16 protein-coding genes are annotated in these 14,866 nt (G+C 59.0%); 7 read left to right on the top strand and 9 right to left on the bottom strand.

Annotated elements, in window-relative coordinates; all coding sequences use genetic code 11:
* Nucleotides 1-7 precede the first annotated feature (7 nt).
* From H040_RS10315 to H040_RS10300, 4 genes are all read left to right on the top strand, one after another.
* A complete protein-coding gene (locus H040_RS10315) occupies nucleotides 8-1,228 on the top strand; it encodes a lactonase family protein (protein WP_256208023.1) in 1,221 nt (406 codons plus the stop codon).
* A gap of 73 nt (nucleotides 1,229-1,301) precedes the next feature.
* Nucleotides 1,302-2,555, top strand: coding sequence for an OprD family porin (locus tag H040_RS10310; protein ID WP_027609226.1), 1,254 nt, complete (start codon nucleotides 1,302-1,304; stop codon nucleotides 2,553-2,555).
* Between the two features lie 13 nt (nucleotides 2,556-2,568).
* The gene (locus H040_RS10305; protein WP_027609225.1) at nucleotides 2,569-3,294 is read left to right on the top strand and encodes a transporter substrate-binding domain-containing protein; all 726 of its coding nucleotides are present in this window, start codon (nucleotides 2,569-2,571) and stop codon (nucleotides 3,292-3,294) included.
* Between the two features lie 88 nt (nucleotides 3,295-3,382).
* Nucleotides 3,383-4,405, top strand: a complete 1,023-nt coding sequence (locus H040_RS10300; RefSeq protein WP_256208022.1) for an alpha/beta hydrolase — start codon at nucleotides 3,383-3,385, stop codon at nucleotides 4,403-4,405.
* Between the two features lie 220 nt (nucleotides 4,406-4,625).
* On the opposite strand, the gene H040_RS10295 is transcribed toward H040_RS10300, so the two are convergent.
* On the bottom strand, nucleotides 4,626-5,834 hold the full coding sequence (locus tag H040_RS10295) for an MFS transporter (protein ID WP_027609223.1): 1,209 nt from the start codon (nucleotides 5,832-5,834) through the stop codon (nucleotides 4,626-4,628).
* An 88-nt stretch (nucleotides 5,835-5,922) separates the two neighbouring features.
* On the opposite strand from H040_RS10295, the gene H040_RS10290 reads away from it, so the two are divergent.
* A complete protein-coding gene (locus H040_RS10290) occupies nucleotides 5,923-6,717 on the top strand; it encodes an AraC family transcriptional regulator (RefSeq protein ID WP_027609222.1) in 795 nt (264 codons plus the stop codon).
* Between the two features lie 105 nt (nucleotides 6,718-6,822).
* Here H040_RS10290 and H040_RS10285 read toward each other — a convergent pair whose 3' ends face one another.
* The gene (locus tag H040_RS10285) at nucleotides 6,823-7,233 is read right to left on the bottom strand and encodes a winged helix-turn-helix transcriptional regulator (RefSeq protein ID WP_050437171.1); all 411 of its coding nucleotides are present in this window, start codon (nucleotides 7,231-7,233) and stop codon (nucleotides 6,823-6,825) included.
* A gap of 80 nt (nucleotides 7,234-7,313) precedes the next feature.
* On the opposite strand from H040_RS10285, the gene H040_RS10280 reads away from it, so the two are divergent.
* Together H040_RS10280 and H040_RS10275 are read left to right on the top strand one after the other, a co-directional pair.
* Nucleotides 7,314-8,390: a catalase family peroxidase gene (locus H040_RS10280; protein ID WP_027609220.1), complete on the top strand. Its 1,077-nt coding sequence runs from the start codon at nucleotides 7,314-7,316 to the stop codon at nucleotides 8,388-8,390.
* On the top strand, nucleotides 8,390-8,989 hold the full coding sequence (locus H040_RS10275) for a cytochrome b (protein ID WP_025754653.1): 600 nt from the start codon (nucleotides 8,390-8,392) through the stop codon (nucleotides 8,987-8,989). Before H040_RS10280 ends, H040_RS10275 begins: the two co-directional genes overlap by 1 nt.
* Before the next feature lie 108 nt (nucleotides 8,990-9,097).
* Here H040_RS10275 and H040_RS10270 read toward each other — a convergent pair whose 3' ends face one another.
* From H040_RS10270 to H040_RS10240, 7 genes are all read right to left on the bottom strand, one after another.
* Nucleotides 9,098-10,054 carry a LysR family transcriptional regulator gene (locus tag H040_RS10270; RefSeq protein ID WP_025754654.1) on the bottom strand — a complete coding sequence of 319 codons (957 nt, stop codon included), beginning with the start codon at nucleotides 10,052-10,054 and terminating at the stop codon, nucleotides 9,098-9,100.
* Nucleotides 10,055-10,115: 61 nt separating this feature from the next.
* The gene (locus tag H040_RS10265; protein WP_025754655.1) at nucleotides 10,116-11,102 is read right to left on the bottom strand and encodes an amidohydrolase family protein; all 987 of its coding nucleotides are present in this window, start codon (nucleotides 11,100-11,102) and stop codon (nucleotides 10,116-10,118) included.
* Nucleotides 11,099-11,671 carry a 3-hydroxyanthranilate 3,4-dioxygenase gene (locus H040_RS10260; protein WP_025754656.1) on the bottom strand — a complete coding sequence of 191 codons (573 nt, stop codon included), beginning with the start codon at nucleotides 11,669-11,671 and terminating at the stop codon, nucleotides 11,099-11,101. The genes H040_RS10265 and H040_RS10260 overlap by 4 nt, the downstream gene beginning before the upstream one ends.
* Before the next feature lie 20 nt (nucleotides 11,672-11,691).
* Nucleotides 11,692-12,117, bottom strand: coding sequence for a RidA family protein (locus tag H040_RS10255; protein ID WP_025754657.1), 426 nt, complete (start codon nucleotides 12,115-12,117; stop codon nucleotides 11,692-11,694).
* Nucleotides 12,110-12,904: a 2-keto-4-pentenoate hydratase gene (locus tag H040_RS10250; protein ID WP_027609219.1), complete on the bottom strand. Its 795-nt coding sequence runs from the start codon at nucleotides 12,902-12,904 to the stop codon at nucleotides 12,110-12,112. The genes H040_RS10255 and H040_RS10250 overlap by 8 nt, the downstream gene beginning before the upstream one ends.
* Nucleotides 12,901-13,929 (bottom strand): 4-hydroxy-2-oxovalerate aldolase, encoded by a 1,029-nt coding sequence (gene mhpE, locus H040_RS10245; RefSeq protein WP_027609218.1) that lies wholly within the window; start codon nucleotides 13,927-13,929, stop codon nucleotides 12,901-12,903. Before mhpE ends, H040_RS10250 begins: the two co-directional genes overlap by 4 nt.
* The gene (locus tag H040_RS10240; RefSeq protein WP_027609217.1) at nucleotides 13,926-14,858 is read right to left on the bottom strand and encodes an acetaldehyde dehydrogenase (acetylating); all 933 of its coding nucleotides are present in this window, start codon (nucleotides 14,856-14,858) and stop codon (nucleotides 13,926-13,928) included. The genes mhpE and H040_RS10240 overlap by 4 nt, the downstream gene beginning before the upstream one ends.
* Between the last annotated feature and the right edge of the window lie 8 nt (nucleotides 14,859-14,866).

The raw sequence follows: 14,866 nt of genomic DNA, 5'->3' as shown, positions 1-14,866 counted from the left end.
TTTTGCTATGTGCCCATCACCGCTTTTACCCGCCATTACTCGACGCACGCTGCTCTCTTCTACTTCCATCGTCGCTGCGGCAACCATTCTGGGCCTCGGAGCGGGAGCGGCAGATGCCAAATCAGGACCTGAGAAGAACTCTATGCAGCCTGCCAACTCGAACAAAACCCAAATTTTCTATGTGGGCTCCAGAACCACTCGCGAGCGAAACGCCCGCGGTGCAGGCATCACGGTTTATCGACATGACACGCAAACAGGTCGATCCGAATTGGTTCAAACCGTCGGCGATCTGACCAATCCATCCTTCCTGTGCCTCGACCAAACCCAGAGCCTGCTGTTCTGCGTACATGGCGACCAGTCCACTGTCAGCTCATTCCAAATTGAGCCAGCCAGCGGAACGCTCACCAAGGTAAGCTCGGTTAGTTGCGAAGGGAACAACCCCGTCCACCTTACCGTGGACAAGAGCAACAAATTCCTCGCTGTGGCCAACTATGCCACCGGCAGCATTGTCATTCTGCCGTTCGATAAGACCGGCCACCTGCAACCCGTCATCAGCAAATACGACCTTCCGGGCAACCCTGGCCCGCACAAGATCGAGCAGGCGAGCTCCCACCCGCACATGATCCCACGCGATCCATCGGGCCGCTTCCTGGTGGTCCCGGACAAAGGACTGGATAAAGTCTTTGTGTTTGATTTGAAGCAGAACGGGACCGCACTGAAGCCTGAACTGGCGCATGAAATCAAGACACGCGAGGGGGCCGGGCCTCGACATGTGGTGTTCTCTCCGACCGGGTCATTTGCTTACGTTGTGAACGAACTGGACAGCACGATCACCAGCTACCGCTACAACCAGAATGACGGCTCCCTGGTTCCATTCCAGGTGGCCCCAGCCCTCCCTCAGGACTTTGTAGGGGACAGCCGTGCAGCAGCGCTGGTCATGGCACCGGATGGAGTACATTTGTTCTCCTCCAATCGCGGGCATGACAGCGTGACCATTTATTCGGTGGATCAGCCTACCGGGAAGATCAACCCGATCGGCAACGTACCTAGCCAGGGCAAGAAGCCTCGGTTCATGACTGCGTCCCCTAACGGTCGCTTCTTGTTCGTCGCTAACGAAGACAGCGACAACATCAAGACTTTCTCCATTAGCCCGAAAGGCGAACTGGCTTTGCTGGAGCATCAGATCCAGACCGGCAGCCCGGTCTGCATGATTTTCCGCACCGCCTGAACCTCTTTTTTTCCTGATCCTGGCGTGCCGGGAGGCACGCCTACACCCCACGTTCCAATTGATGGAGCAGCAAATGCATAACAAAAACAAAACTGGTTGCAAGCTTCTTGCCGTAACTCCTTGCCTGGCCGCAGCGACGGCTTATGGGGATGGCTTTATAGACGACAGCAAGGTCACCTTGCAAACGACGAACTTCTACATCAACCGCGATTTCCGTGACGGCGCCGGCCAGTCAAAGCGCGAAGAATGGGCCCATGGTTTCATTCTCGATGCGAAGTCCGGATACACACCAGGGCCAGTCGGTTTTGGGGTCGATGCTCTGGGCATGCTCGGCCTGAAGCTGGACTCAAGTCCCGATCGAACCGGTACCGGCCTGCTGCCGACCCATGATGATGGTCGCGCAGCCGACGAGTTCAGCCGCCTGGGCCTGACTGGCAAGATGCGCCTGTCCGAGACAGAGCTTAAATACGGCACTCTGATCCCCAAGCTGCCCACGGTTCAGGCCAACACTGGCCGCCTCCTCCCCCAGACCTTTGAGGGCGGCCTGCTCACCAGCAAAGAATTCGATTCGCTGTCCTTCATCGGTGCCCGCTTCGAGCGCCAAACCGATCGCGACTCGACAGACCGCGTACCGATCACACTAAACAACAAAAACCGTCGTTTCACAGGCAATGCCGAAGGTGACGCCTTCTGGCTGGGCGGCTTGGATTACCAGCTCACAAAAGACCTGCTGCTGATCTATCAATATGCAGAGCTGGAACACGTCTACCACCAGCACTTCGTGGGGGCGAACTATTCGATTCCAGTGGGCCGCGGGAAGATCAAAGCTGATCTTCGCTACATGGAAAGCGACGATGACGGTCGCGCTTTGGGCGGACGTATCGATAGCAGAGCAATTTCCGGCATGTTCACCTACAGCTTGGGCGGACATGCGCTGGGTCTGGGACTGCAAAAGATGAACGGTTCCACCTCCATGCCCTATCTCGATGGAACCGATCCTTACCTGGTCAACTTCGTCCAGCTCAACGACTTCGCCGAGCCCGGTGAACGTTCTTGGCAGCTGCGCTACGACTACAACTTCGCGGCTCTCGGCATTCCTGGCTTGACCTTCATGACCCGCTACCTGCGAGGCGATCAGGCCGACGCAGCGACTATCACCGGTGAGGGCCATGAATGGGAGCGCAACACCGAACTGCAGTACGTGGTGCAATCCGGTGCCCTGAGGAACGTATCGGTCCGGTGGCGTAACGCGAGCTATCGATCGAGCTTTGCACGTGGCGCGGATGAAAACCGCCTGATCGTGTCCTACACATTCCCAATATTCTAACCCTGGAGAAGGTATGAGCCCTATTGCCCAGCAGGTCCTCAAGGACCTGGCGCCCAACGGCATTCTGCATGCGGCGATCAACTTCGGTAACCCAGTGCTGGCTCAGCCAGGCGCTGACGGAGAACCGCATGGTGTTTCTGTTGCACTTGCTAAATCGCTGGCCGAAGAGCTGGGCGTAGTTCTCGAATTGCGCACATACGACGCGGCCGGGAAGGTATTCGCTGCACTTGAAGAAAACGCGTGGACGTTGGCCTTCCTGGCTATCGAGCCTGTCCGCGCCGCCCAGATCAGCTTCAGTGAACCCTACGTACTTATCGAAGGGACCTATCTGGTAAAGGCCGAGTCGCCCTATTCCAAAACCGAGGACCTGGATCAACCTGGACTTCGGCTTGCGGTAGGCAACGGCGCTGCTTACGACCTGTACCTGTCACGTACGTTGCAGCATGCAGAGCTACACCGAGCTGAAACGTCTGCAGGTGCAGTAGACCTATTCATTGACCAAGACCTGGATGCTGCCGCCGGGGTCAGACAACCGCTGGAACAAATCGCAGCCAAGAATCAGAATTATCGGGTGATGCAGGGAGCCTTCACCGCTATCCGCCAAGCAGTCGCAGTGCCACGAGGCCGTGATGCTGGAGCAGCCTATGTTAGAGACTTCGTCGAACGACGATTGGCCGAGGGCTTCATCCGGGGTGCATTACTTGCCAGCGGGCAAACCGACGTCAGCGCACCCCGTTGAGGTCGATACTGGAGACGAGGCCTCATATAATCTGATGGGCTTCACTGGTCCCGATCTGTGAAAACAAACAGTTACAGGGTAATCGTTAGTGCCATCAATCAATTTTTTGGCAAGTTCGGTTCTTCAGATCGTTCGCGAATCAGCAAAAGAGCATCCCAATAGAATGGACAGTTGGATTGACGCAAAGACCAGCGCTTCGATGGTGTACAAAGACGCAATGCCGCCCTGGATTGTTGAGTTTGACAATGGCGTAACCCTTAATGGAGCAATGCCCTACGCACGGATCGAGGGATATCGTCCTCTGACACTGGACCTTTACCTACCGCCCAGCCCGCGTCGGTCCTCTCCTTCCCCGTTACTGATTTATATACATGGCGGCGGATGGCGACGAGGCGACAGTCATCGGTCAGGAGTGTTCAGCGATTTCCCGCGGCTGCTGGCAGAGATAGCCGCCCGCGGATATGCCGTGGCGTCGATCAACTACCGACTGAGCGCGGAAGCGAGGTGGCCTGGACAGCTCGAGGATGCCAAAGCCGCCCTGAATTATCTGGCAGAAATCGCTGAAGATCTTCAAATTGACACTACCAATACCTACGTCTGGGGAGTATCCGCTGGCGCGCAGATCGCTGCAAGTTTGGGCAACCCGTGGACCGATGGTAACTCTCCCGCGGCCGAACCTGGAGGCCGTGCTGTCACAATTCAAGCCGTAGCGGTATGGTACGGCGTGTTCTGCTTCCAAACCCTCCCTTATCAAGCCCAACTCCTCGGGTTGTCTCTTCCGCAGCACGAGCTCGCTCCAGAGTCGCAATTACTGCGTTACTTACCCGACTCCTCGGATGTTCCTAAAGGGGCCAGTCCGGCGTTAGAAGTTAGCAACGAAACAGCGCCCACCTTGATTTTGGTAGGGAGAAAAGATGAAAAAGTCCCTTACTTACAAAGTATTCAATTAGCGCATGCGTTAGCTGCAGCTAACGTTCCGCACCAACTTACTGTGTATCCCGATGTTGGTCACAGCTTCATCTGCGAGCAAGATAGTACGATCACTCATAAAACCAATCTAGAAGCCTTAAACACTACCATTCAGTTCTTCGACGCTCGGGCCTTCGATTGATTGATCAAGGTTGGTCTTGAGTCGCAGGCTGGGTGGCGAAACTCACCAGCAGACGCATGCCATATTCTCCCAAGCAGTGACTAATGTAGGCCCTGATCCTAGAGCCTGGGATGTGCGCATGTATTACCGTGCCTTAAGCTACCAATGCTGTCGATCGGATGGCAGCGGGCTTCGGGACGTTAACTCAGCCGCAAGCCGATCTGGCAAGCACTGCCTCCCCTTACTCAGAACCAGTAAATTCTGCGCAGCGAGAAGAGGGTTCGAGTTGGACGTTGCGTCCTGCCAAAATGCCGGTGAATGCACCTGCGATAGAGATGGCGGCGGTGGTCAGCAGCGGTGCCGTCCAACCACCGGTTGAGTCGTGCAGTTGCCCCAGCAATATCGGGCCTGCTGCTGCCATCAAATAGCCTACACATTGCGCCATTCCTGAAAGTGCAGCCGCGTCAACGGAGTTCTTTGTGCGCAAACCGATGAACGTCAGGCCGAGCATCATGCTGGCGCCAGAACCAAAGCCTAGGAATGCGGCCCACCACATAGCGTGGCCTGGCGCATAAATAAGTCCGATAAGTGATAAGGCTGTTAGCAGACTGACGGTAGCGGCCGCCAGTCTTTGGTCTGTGAGACGGCGAAGCGTGGCCGCCAGGATCAAGCCGGGAATCGCTGTAGTCAGTTGAAGCGTGCCGTGTATTGTTCCTGCTTGTTCGGGGGATATCCCATGGTTCATCAGAATAGTAGGAAGCCAGCTCACTGTGACATAAAAAGGCATCGCGTTGAGCCCCATGAACAGGGTGACTTGCCAGGCAAGCGTCGAACGCCATACCGCCACAGATGCCGCTTGGTTCGGGCTGGGCAGGCTCAGGTGTTCTTTAACTTTCAACTGCGGTAGCCACACCAACATCGCCAACAGCGGGGCTGCCACCACCAAACTCAGGGCTATCGACCATCCCCATGATTGGGTCAGAGGAACGATAGCGGCTGACGCAACAGCACCTGCTGCGCCCATCGTGATGGAGTAAGCGCCGATCATAGACGCCATTTTCGATGAGAAGTCGCGTTTAATCAGGCTGGGAAGCAACACATTGCCAAGGGCGATTCCGGTGCCTATCAGTATCGAACCAGCGTATAACGCCCACGCGCTACCTGCGGAGCGGAGTAGGATGCCCACTGAAATCACCAACAGAGCACCGAAAAGGGTGCGCTCAGTACCGGACCTTCGTGCGACCGCAGCGCTGAGCGGGGAGAACCCCGCAAAAGCAAGGAGTGGCAGTGAAGTGAGCAGGCCCAGTGCTGATGCACTCAAGCCAAAATCTTTCTGGATTAGCGGCTGAATGGGCGCGATGCCCGTGAAGGGAGCGCGCAGATTAACGGCAATAAGCAGGATGCCCGCGACGAGCATGGTGGCCTGCCACTTGTTTTTTGTATCTGACATATTCTCTAGCTGTCCTCTAAAAAAAAGGCAACTGTAGAGAGCTTGAGAGTTATAGAATATAGATATCAAGCCATATGATACCTAAATCATGCCATTCTCAAAAAATGTCGTTTCCTCACCAGAAGATTTCGATTCAGACCTTTTTTTCCAGGCGGCGATTGCACTCAAGGTTGTGCCGGAACCTAATCATTCCGGCACCGGCACACATGATCATCGTAAAGGCCAACTGATCTTGTCTTTGCGGGGGGCGGTGAGCTGTGAGGTGCAGAACGCAATCTGGCTGGTGCCACCCCAGCACGCGGTATGGATCCCCGGCGGCACGCCACACAGTTGTCGTGTAACCGCGAATGCCAGTACCTGCTTTCTGTTCGTCGAGCCCAGCGCAGCTGTCATGCCTGATGGGTGCTGTACACTTGCTATTACGCCGCTTGTCCGGGAGTTGATCCTGCACCTTGTTGAGCAGGACCGCTCTTGTCTTTCAGAGGGCAAGGCCGCGCGGTTGGTTGCAGTGCTACTCGAGCAGCTTTCCGATGCGTCGGTGAAAGAGCTGCACTTGCCAATATCAGACCATCCGAAGATCAAACACATCGCGGATACGCTCTTTGCTACTCCCGGCGACCGCACCACCCTGCGCGAATGGGCCACTCGGCTTGCGACTAGTGAACGAACGCTGGCCAGGCTAGTTGAAAGCAAGACCGGGCTCAGCTTCGGGCGGTGGCGCCAGCAGCTGCATTTGATGATCGCACTCAGCCATTTGGCAGAGGGGGTATCCGTGCAACGTGTGGCGGGCATTCTTGGATATGACTCCGTTAATGCCTTCATTACGATGTTCAAGAAAGCCGTAGGTAAGTCACCTACCCAGTACTTCTCTTCTTTGCGCTAACACTCCGCTCGCGAATCCGAGGGGCCGAAGCTATCAAAAACTAGTTTTTACACAGTGGCCGTTGTATAAATCCGGCAATGGAAGCTATGAGTCGTCATGACCCCGCTAGGCTTTAGGGACTTTATGGAGATTCATCTCCAACCAGTCGCCAAGTGCCGCAACATGCGCGGCGGCTTCCTGACCAAAAGGGGTCAGATCATATTCGACCCACGGAGGGACAATGGGATATGAGGTCCGGCGCACGAAACCATCGCCTTCCAGCCGCTGAAGGGTCTGCGACAACATCTTTTCGCTGACGCCGTTCACTTTGCGACGCAGCTCACTGTAACGCAGCGTGCCGTCAATTAGCGCAATCAGGCATAGCATTCCCCACAGACTCGTGACGTGAGACAGCACTTCCCTGGCCTTGCATTTGCCCGTGAATAGGTCGCCGCGCCTGAGCTTGGCGGTCAGCGTGTGCTCGTCAAGCGCGGATGAGTCCTGGGGGTTGCCGGTGTCCAAGCGAGAGTCAGTCATGGTACTAACCAAAAGGTGCGTACTTCCTTAGGGTGGGGTAGCAAACTTATAGTGCGTGCCAATCATCGGTCAAGGTCAGGGTGAGCGCTTTGCAACGTCCCACATTCAACAAACGCTGGATGCCCGTGCTGGTCATCGCAGCCATCGTCGGCGCACTGGCACTGTCATTCGCCTGGGCCGCCGGGCTGGTCGGGGGCCGAACCACCACTCGAACGTTTCTCGGTGACTCGCTGCAGCACTTCGAACCGGGCTATCGTCGAGCGCATGGTAAGGGCATCTGTTTCGCAGGAGTTTTTCGCAGCAGCAATGCAGCGGCGTCGCTCTCGACCGCTCGAGTGTTCGCCCAGGATGAAGTCCCGGCAATCGGACGTTTCTCGATCGGGTCCGCCGACCCCCATGCGCCGGACGCCTCTACCGCCACGGTGAGCATGGCCTTGTTGTTGAGTGCAGACGACAGATCTCAATGGCGGATGAAGCTGAACAATGCCCCCTACTTCCCTACGCGTGATGCCGAGGGGTTCCTGGCACAAAGGCACGCATTCGAGCCCGACCCGACCACCGGACAGCCTGACCCCGCGCGAGTCGGGGCGTTCTTCGAAAAGTACCCAGAGGCTCGCAAGGCGGTGGAGTACAAGGCGACTGCGCCTTGGCCGAGCAGCTTTGCGCAGGCCCAGTACAACGTCATCAACGCATTTATCCTGCTTGCGGCAGATGGCACACGCCAGCCCGTGCGCTGGTTCATGCGGCCCCACGCTCCCTTCCATGGCCTCTCCCCGGAAGAGCGGGCGCGATCCAGCCGTGATTTCCTGTTCGACGATATCAAGAAGCGGGTGGCACAAGCGCCCGTTCGCTGGGATCTGGTACTGCAATTGGCGCAGGCGGGAGATCCGGTCGATGATCCGTCACAACCCTGGCCCGCCGAGCGACAGCAAGTGGTCGCCGGCACGCTGGAAGTGACCAGCGTTCGCGATCAGCGCGAAGGGGGCTGTCGCGATATCAACTTCGACCCCACCTTGGTGCCATCCGGTATCGCGCTGTCGAACGATCCTGTGCTAGCAGCGCGCGCGGGTATTTACTCGCACTCTTACAATGCACGTCTGCGCGAAATCGCGTTCGGCAGGGCAACCGACGCCATTGGCCAGCAGGAGCACAAGTGATGCAAGACGTACCAACTACCCGTACGCGCAGTCCCCGGCACTTCAACCTGACCGCCAGGCTACTGCACTGGGCAATGGCGATCGCCATCATGGCCATGCTGTTCATCGGGGTAGCCATGATGAGCTCATTAGCCCTCCGTCCCGTGTTGATCGACGTGCATCAGCCGTTGGGCATCGCCATCCTTTGCCTCGCACTGGTGCGCCTGGCCAATCGCTTCTGCCGGCCTGTGCCGGCACTGCCCGCAAGTATTCCCCGCTGGCAAGCCGTAGCCGCCCACCTGTTGCACGGCTTGCTCTACCTATTGATGGTGGGGTTGCCAGTGCTCGGCTGGGCGGTGCGTTCGGCAGGCAACTGGCCCGTCATCCTTCTGGGCGACTGGAGCTTGCCTGCGCTGGTTCCGGAAAACCCGGTGCTCTACGCATGGCTTCGGCTGGCACATGGCGCTCTGGCGTGGCTGCTGTTCGCGATCATCCTGGGACATCTGGGCGCCGCATTGATGCATGCCTGGGTACTAAGAGACGGTGTTTTCTCCAGCATGGCCCGAGGCGCCAGCGACGAACGAGCTAAAGCTGGATCCGGCTCGCGGCCCACGTCTTGATGCGTTTGAATATCCCGCGCTGGCGTTGAACCGATAGCGGTCAGCCCTGACTGGCCGCTCTCGCCTTTTGGCGGAATAACCATCACTGGTTCTACCGGGGGGCGACTGTCAGTCGCTGATGACATGCCGCTCGCAGGCAAGTCGGGTGCATTCCCTAAAAAGCTTGGCGGCAGGCCCGGGGTCACGGTTATGGGGATAAAAACAGCCGATCCCGCCGAAACGTAAGGGCGTGCCGAAGGTGAAGCTTCGAATCCCGCCCTGACCAGACAATTGCCGAGCCGTCTCCATCGGCAGCAAACCCACAGTCTTCTGGTCCTGCATCAACGCTACGTTGGTAAGCACCGACAGCGACTCGATTACATTGGCTGGCAGCGGTAAATCAGCCTCGGCAAAAAGCCCATTGACGGTACGACGTAGTGACGAGCCGGGTGGCGGCAAAATCCACGGATAGGCCTGCAAATCGGCCAAGCTCGACACGGCCTGATCGTGTAGCGGGTGTCGGCTTCCGGCAACGATCGACAAAGACTCCACGTAAAGCGAGTCAACGCCCAACGTCCGGCTCTCCTCCCGCCCCCGCCAGTCGTCAGGGATCCTCCCGATCACCAGGTCCACCTCACCCACTATCAAGGCGGGGAAGAGTTGATCGAATTGCCCGATCCGCACCGACACCAGCACCTGCGGGGCGCGCTCCTTGAGCAGCCGTAGCGCGAGCGGCAACAACGATGCCGAAGCTGAAATTAGCGTGCCTACAACCACATGGCCTGCCCCCCCCTCGTGATGAGCCTGCACTTCATCAGTTAGCGCCCTAAGCTCTGCCAGCATTGCACGGGCTCTGCGCAGCACTACCTCGCCCAGCTCCGTCAGGCGCACGCCGCGATTGCTACGTACCAGCAACGGCGCGGTGAAGTACGACTCTATCTCATGGATAACTTTGGTGACGGCAGGTTGAGTCATGTTCAATATCTGAGCGGCACGCAGTAGTGAGCCGCTCTGCACGACCTGGTCAAATACCACCAGTTGGTAGAACTTCAGCTTGCGCGAAACCGTGAGTACGCTTGATTTCATGACGCTCCTCGGCAACCACGACTTTTTTCCGATCAGGTTGCCGCTCGTTCGCGATGGCCAATCAGATGCCGAAGAATCCCCGGGCGTTCTCGGCGCAGATACGCGACTTGTCCTGCTTGCTCAACTGCGGATGCTCCAGTACACCAGCGCCAATTGCCTGTTCGCCTAGCGGGAAGGGAGAGTCGGAGCCGAGCATGACGCGGTCTGCCCCCATCACGTCCACCAGCAAACGCAGCGCACGAGGGTCGAAGACCGCCGAGTCGACGAAGAAACGTTTGACATAGCTAGACGGCAGTTCCGGGCAATCCTCTCGGACAATATCTCTATGGCGCCAGGCGTTATCTACCCGTCCCAGGAGGAAGGCGAAGCCGCCGCCGCCATGGGCGAAACAGATGCGCAGGGACGCCGGCAAGCGTTCGAAAGCGCCAGACAGGATCAGCGACAGGATACCCAGCTGTGTTTCCGCCGGCATCGCGACCAGCCAAGGCAACATCCATTTCTTCATGCGCTCGCCGCCCATCATGTCCCACGGGTGCACCAGCAACGGGATATTTTCCACCGCACAGTGGTGCAGGAAGGTGATCAGGCCCGCTTCGTCCAGATCGTGGTGGCCCACGTGATTGCCGATTTGCACGCCGACATGGCCACAGGCCTTTGCCCGGCTGGCCTCAAGGCAGGCCGCCTCGATATCTTGCAGGGGTACCTGGGCCAGCACCTTGAGACGATCGGGTATCAGGGCCGTCATCTCCAGGGCCCGATCGTTCATCATCTGTGCCCACGGCAGCGCCTGCGCGATAGGTTGGTCGTAGCCGAACATCACCGGCGTTGCGCACATCACTTGCACGTCCAAGCCCTGCTCATCCAGGTGTTCGATGCGGCGCTGCGGATCCCACAGCACATCATGTACCGGACGGAACGGTTTATCTCCCAGCATGATCTGCCCCTGACGCCCCTCGGTATGCAGCCAAGGGCCACGCTGAGGACTCAGGCGGGCGGCCTCGGCTTGAGTAATGCGGGGAAAAAAGTGCGAATGGATATCGATTTTCATAAGCCGTGGACCTCACGCAGCGTCTTGTGCCAGGTCTGCCAATCGCGGCCTGGGTGGATTTCGCCGCAACCAGGGCAACGACGCTCATCATCGGTGGTGGTATAGAACTGGTCGTATACCGGTGGAAGATCGGCAACGATGCTCTTGAGCCTCAACTCATAGCGCCGGACCACGGTGCCGCAGTGCGCACAGGACCACTGCAAGGCGTCGGACTGCCCTTCCGGGCGGCGATGCTCCACCACCAGACACAGACTGCCGGGCTCAGGACGCTGCGGCGAATGGATAACGTGGGGGGCCATCAGGTAGATGTCGCCTTCCTTAAGGTCGACGCGCTCGTAGCGACCTCGGTCCCAGACGTTCAAGTAGGCATTGCCCTTGAACTGGTAGAAAAACTCCTCCACCGGATCGTCATGGAAGTCGGTGCGCTGATTAGGCCCACCCACCACGGTGACCATGTAATCGCTGTCCTGCCATATCTGCTGATTGTTCACCGGCGGCTTGAGAAGGTGCGCGTGCTCGTCGATCCAGCGGTTGAAGTTGAAAGGGGCGCTGAAGTGATGCTTGTCCATGGTTGTTTTCTCCCTACGGTTCAGCGACGACGCGGCGCGTACGCTATGGCCTTAATCTCGATACGTAGATGGGGGTGTGGCAATTGGTGTACGGCTACGGTGGTGCGGGTCGGGCCGCTTTCGTCAAAGTATTCGGCGTAGACGTCGTTGTATCCGCCGAAGTCGTTCATATCGACGAGGAAGCTGCTGATCTCCACCACGTCTGCAAGGCTTGCACCTGCAGAGGCGAGGATGTCGCGCATGTTCTCGATCACTGCGCGGGTCTGCGCCCGAATGTCTAGCTGGGTGGTGCCCATGGCATCCACCTCTACGCCGACAAAACTGTTGTCCGGGCGCCGTGAGCTGGTACCGGATACGAACAGGAAGTCACCCGCACGCTTGATATGCGGAAAGCGCCCACGCGGTGTGGCCTTGCCAGCAACGACAGTGGCGTTGAGGTCACTCATGGCTGACGCCTCCGTGGTCACCGCGGACGCTGAAGCTGCTCTGCCCAACGCCATGGACATCGACACTGACATGCACGCCTGGGTACAACGCCACCGCAGCGCAGGCGGCGCCTGCCATCACCAGGCTACCCGCGGGCAATTCGAGTTCGGCGGCGTGCAGCAGGCGTGAGGCGTGCACCAGGCTGCGCAGCGGATTGCCGAGGATTGCAGCCGTGGAGCCGGCCTGAGCCACACGCCCATCCAGGCGCATCACTACGCCGGCGTTGTCCAGCCCAGAGAAGTTGCTCGACCAAGGGCCAATGGTGAGGCCGGCCGAGGAGCAGTTGTCCGCCACCACATCCTCCAGGCTGAACTTGAACGCCTGGTAGCGTGAATCGATGATCTCCAGCGCCGGCGCCACGGCCTCGACATGGTTGCTCACTTCCAGCAGGGTCAGCGGGCGATCGATCGCACGGCGCGTTAGAAAGCAGACCTCCGGCTCGACACGCGGATGAATGTAGCGCGCCAAGTCGATCAGGCCGCCGTCCTCTTCCACCATGGTGTTGCTGAGCCACCCCCAGATCAGGCTATCCACCCCCATTTGCATCATCTTCGCGCGGCTGGTGAAGCCCAGCTTGATGCCGATGCTGTGCTCACCATCGGCATAACGACGCTGCATGGAGGCGCGCTGGATCCGGTAGGCGTCATCCAGGGAAAAGGCGGTGCTGCCACTGAACTGTGCCAGTGGTTCGGCGCTTCGCGCCGCCCGGTCAAGGGCTTCGGCGATACGAGCAATATCGGTATTCATGCACGCTTCTCCAGCGATGGCTTCAATAGGTCGAGTGCGACGTCAACGATCATGTCTTCCTGGCCACCGACCATCCGCCGCTTGCCCAGCTCGACGAGGATGTCCACGGCCTTGATGCCATAGCGGGCAGCGGCCACTTCGGCATGGCGCAGGAAGCTCGAATAGACCCCGGCGTAACCCAGGGCCAGCGTTTCACGGTCCACCCGTACCGGGCGGTCCTGTAGCGGGCGCACCAGGTCGTCGGCGGCATCCATCAGCGCGTACAGGTCGGTACCGTGCTGCCAGCCAAGCTTGTCGGCAGCGGCGATGAACACTTCCAGCGGTGCGTTGCCGGCGCCGGCGCCCATGCCGGCGAGGCTGGCGTCGATGCGGTCGCAGCCCTCCTCCACGGCGGCGATGGAGTTGGCCACGCCCAGACTGAGGTTGTGGTGGGCATGGATACCGGTCGACGTCGCTGGGTCGAGCACAGCCTTGACCGCACGGAAGCGCGCACGGATGTCGTCCATGTTCATCGCCCCGCCCGAATCCACCACATAGATGCAAGTGGCGCCGTAGCCCTCCATTAATTTGGCCTGCTGCGCGAGCCCTTCAGGTGTGTGCATATGGCTCATCATCAGGAAGCCAACGGTGTCCATGCCCAGTTCACGGGCATATTCGATGTGCTGGCGCGAAACATCTGCCTCGGTGCAGTGGGTGGCCACGCGAACAATGCGAGCACCGGCGTCATAGGCGCTCTTCAGGTCATGGAGGGTGCCAATCCCTGGCAGCAGCAGCGTGGCGATCTTGGCGTGGTTGACCGCGTCGGCCGCTGCTTCGATCCATTCGAGGTCGGTGTGGGCACCGAAACCGTAGTTGAAGCTGGAACCCTGTAGGCCATCGCCATGGGCGACTTCGATGGAGTCGACCTTGGCGCGATCCAGCGCCGTGGCGATGGCACGCACGTCATCCAGCGAATACTGGTGACGGATGGCGTGCATGCCGTCGCGCAGGGTTACGTCACTGATATAGAGCTTCTTGCCGTTCATGCCGACGCCCCCATTGCTTGTGCCATGCGCTCGGCGGTGGCCAGCGCGGCGGAGGTCATAATGTCGAGATTGCCGGCGTAAGCCGGCAGGTAATGGGCGGCGCCTTCCACTTCAAGGAACACCGACGTCTTGAGACCGGTGAAGGTGCCCTGCCCAGGCAACCTCAGGCCGCACACGGGTTCGAACTGCACCTGCTGTTTGAGGCGGTAGCCCGGCACGTAGGCCTGCACTGCGCGAGCCATTTCCTCGATGCTCGCCGCGATGTGCTGTTGGTCGGCGGTCTCGCTCAGCACGTACACCGTGTCGCGCATCATCAGCGGCGGTTCCGCGGGGTTCATGATGATGATCGCCTTGCCCTTGGTCGCGCCGCCTATCACTTCGATGGCCTTGCTGGTGGTCTCGGTGAATTCGTCGATATTGGCGCGAGTGCCGGGGCCGGCGGACTTGCTGGCAATCGAAGCAACGATCTCGGCGTAGTGCACCTTGGCCACCCGCGATACCGCCGCGACCATTGGGATGGTCGCCTGGCCACCGCAGGTGACCATGTTGACGTTGGTCGCCTGCAGGTGCTGCTCGAGGTTTACCACCGGCACGCAGTACGGGCCGATGGCCGCCGGGGTCAGGTCGATGATGCGCAGGTCGGCCTTGTGCTGGCGCAGGAAGGCGTCGTTCTTCACATGGGCACCAGCGCTGGTGGCGTCGAAGACGAAATCGATGTCCCTGAACACCGGCAGGCGGGTCAGGCCCTGCACGCCTTCGTGGGTGGTGGTCACGCCCAGGCGGGCGGCGCGGGCCAGGCCGTCGGAGGCCGGGTCGATGCCGACCATCGCTGCCATCTCTAGGTGCTTGGCGTTGCGCAGGATCTTGATCATCAGGTCGGTGCCGATGTTGCCGGAACCGATGATGGCTACTTTGCGTTTCTGGCTCATTTAGGGCC

The sequence above is a fragment of the Pseudomonas sp. URMO17WK12:I7 genome (assembly GCF_003269045.1).
GTDB lineage: Bacteria > Pseudomonadota > Gammaproteobacteria > Pseudomonadales > Pseudomonadaceae > Aquipseudomonas > Aquipseudomonas putida_J.
Note: the sequence above shows the minus strand (reverse complement) of the source record. Positions and strands in the feature narration are given on the sequence as shown.